The following is a 2,757-nucleotide window of genomic DNA, read 5'->3' as shown; positions in this document are numbered from 1 at the left end:
CGGCTGCCCCGGGCGCTGCCGGTGCACGACGTGGTCCGCCTGTTGGAGACCGCCGGCGCGGTCACCGCCGCCGGCGACGGCGCGGCCCTGGCGCTGCGCGACCGGGCGCTGCTGGAGTTCCTGTACGGAACCGGCGCGCGGATCTCCGAGGCGGTCGGCGCAGCCGTGGACGACCTCGACGTCGACGAGGGCACCGTGCTGCTGCGCGGCAAGGGCGGCCGCACCCGGCTCGTCCCGGTCGGCGGGCACGCGGTGGCGGCGCTGCGCGCCTGGCTGGTCCGGGCCCGACCGGGGCTGGTCGCCGCCGGGCGGGGCACCCCGGCGGTCTTCGTCAACGCCCGGGGTGGCCCGTTGACCCGACAGGGCGCCTGGATGGTGCTGCGCCGCACCGCAGAGCGGGCCGGACTGCCGGTGACCGGCCCGCACGCGGTCTCTCCGCACACCCTGCGCCACTCGTACGCCACCCATCTGCTCGACGGCGGCGCGGACGTGCGGGTGGTGCAGGAACTGCTCGGCCACGCCTCGGTGACCACCACGCAGGTCTACACCCTGGTGACCGTGGACCGGCTGCGCGAGGTGTACGCCACCGCCCATCCGCGCGCCCGCGGCTGACCGCCGGCGGGCCAGCCCGGCGGTCCCGGGCGGCGCCGGCGGGGCGTTGAGCGGCCGCGACGGCCGACACGCCGGAGCGGTACCGGACGCGTCGCTGGTCGGTGGCGTACAGTCGGCATCGGCGCGGACCTCCTGGGGCGACAACCGGGGTGCGCAGCGGCGCCGCGAAGGACGTCGGACGGCTCCGACGCCGGGTGGTCGTCGGGAGGGGGCAACGAAGAACATGGCTGGCAACGGTGACCGTGCCGACGCCTGGACGTCGGAGCTCCGCGAACAACAGGCCTCGCTCGGCGCGGACCTGGGTCCGGCGGACCCGGCCGCGTACACGATGCGCAAGCCCATCCCGGAGCCGATGCCCACCGACCGGCACGGCCCGGCCCGGATCATCGCGATGGCCAACCAGAAGGGCGGGGTCGGCAAGACCACCACCACGATCAACCTGGGCGCCGCGCTCGCCGAGTACGGCCGCCGGGTGCTGCTGGTGGACTTCGACCCGCAGGGCGCACTCTCCGTCGGCCTCGGCGTCAACCCGCACAACCTCGACCTGTCCGTCTACAACCTGCTCATGCAGGACGACGTCATCGCCGAGGACGTCCTGATCAAGACGGACGTCGCCGGGCTGCACCTGCTGCCGGCGAACATCGACCTCTCCGCCGCCGAGATCCAGTTGGTCAACGAGGTCGCCCGGGAGATGGCCCTGGCCCGGGTGCTCAAGCAGGTTCGCAAGGAGTACGACTACATCCTGATCGACTGCCAGCCCTCGCTGGGTCTGCTGGCGATCAACGCGCTGACCGTGGCGCACGGGGTGCTCATCCCGCTCGAGTGCGAGTTCTTCAGTCTGCGCGGGGTGGCGCTGCTGTTGGACACCATCGACAAGGTACGCGAGCGGCTCAACTTCGACCTCGAACTCGAGGGCATCCTGGCCACCATGTACGACAGCCGCACCACGCACTGCCGCCAGGTGCTCCAGCGGGTGGTCGAGGCGTTCGGCGACAAGGTCTACCAGACCGTGATCACCAAGACGGTGAAGTTCCCCGAGTCCACGGTGGCCGGCGCACCCATCACCACCCTCGACCCGGCTTCCTCCGGCGCCCGCAACTACCGCCAACTGGCCCGCGAGGTGATTGCCGCCCAGGCGGAGCGGTAGCCGGAACGCCGGACGCCCGCGACGTGGACTACGGTCTCCCGGTGACCGCGCCACCCCTCGACCCGCCCGCGAGCCCTCCGCAGTCGGCCGAGCCCTCTGCTCCGTCGTCGCCGGGTGCCGCGGACATGCCGTCTCGGGGTGCCGCGGACGTGCCGTCTCAGGGCACCGTCGACGTGCCGCAGCCGGCGGAGGAGAGCGCCGGCTTCACCGTCCGGCTGGCCAACTTCACCGGCCCCTTCGACCTGCTGCTCCAGCTCATCAGCAAGCACAAACTCGACGTGACCGAGGTGGCGTTGCACCGGGTCACCGACGAGTTCATCGCCTACCTCCGGGCGCTGGGCGATCAGTGGGACCTCGACGAGACCAGCGAGTTCCTGCTCGTCGCCGCGACCCTGCTCGACCTGAAGGCGGCCCGCCTGCTGCCGGCCGCCGAGGTGGAGGACGAGGAGGACCTTGTCCTGCTGGAGGCGCGGGACCTGCTCTTCGCCCGGCTTCTGCAGTACAAGGCGTACAAGGAGGCGGCGGCGCACATCGCCGAGCTGGAGGCGGTCGGCGGCCGGCGGTATCCGCGCGCGGTCACCCTGGAGCCCCGGTACGCCGAGGCACTGCCCGACCTGGTGCTCGGTATCGGACCGGACCGGCTGCGGACGCTCGCGATCCGGGCGATGACCCCGAAGCCGACGCCCGAGGTGTCCATCGCCCACGTGCACATGGTCCGGGTCAGCGTCCGCGAACACGCCGAGATCATCGCTGGGCGGCTGCGCCGGGCCGGCACTGCCAGCTTCACCCAGCTCTGCGTCGACTGCGAGATCACCCTGGAGGTGGTGGCCCGGTTCCTGGCGCTGCTGGAGCTGTACCGGCAGGGCTTGGTCTCCTTCCTGCAGGATCAGGCGCTGGAGGAGCTGACCGTACGCTGGACCGGCCCCGTCAACGGCGGCGCGGACCTGCACATCGACGAGTACGCGGGTTCCCCGGAACCCGCGTACTCGTCGATGTGC

3 protein-coding genes are annotated in these 2,757 nt (G+C 72.3%); all 3 read left to right on the top strand.

Annotated elements, in window-relative coordinates:
* Positions 1-612 (top strand): tyrosine-type recombinase/integrase (locus E1166_RS30095; protein ID WP_165944467.1); only part of this gene is annotated, 612 nt, incomplete at its 5' end.
* 223 nt (positions 613-835) lie between these two features.
* Complete coding sequence (locus E1166_RS30090) at positions 836-1,759, top strand: ParA family protein (protein ID WP_132271126.1); 924 nt, start codon at positions 836-838, stop codon at positions 1,757-1,759.
* A 23-nt stretch (positions 1,760-1,782) separates the two neighbouring features.
* Positions 1,783-2,757 (top strand): ScpA family protein (locus tag E1166_RS30085; RefSeq protein WP_165944466.1); only part of this gene is annotated, 975 nt, incomplete at its 3' end.

The organism is Micromonospora sp. KC213 (assembly GCF_004348325.1).
In the GTDB taxonomy this organism is placed as follows: Bacteria; Actinomycetota; Actinomycetes; order Mycobacteriales; family Micromonosporaceae; genus Micromonospora.
The sequence above is the reverse complement of the archived record's forward strand: the minus strand, read 5'-3'. Positions and strand labels throughout refer to the sequence as shown.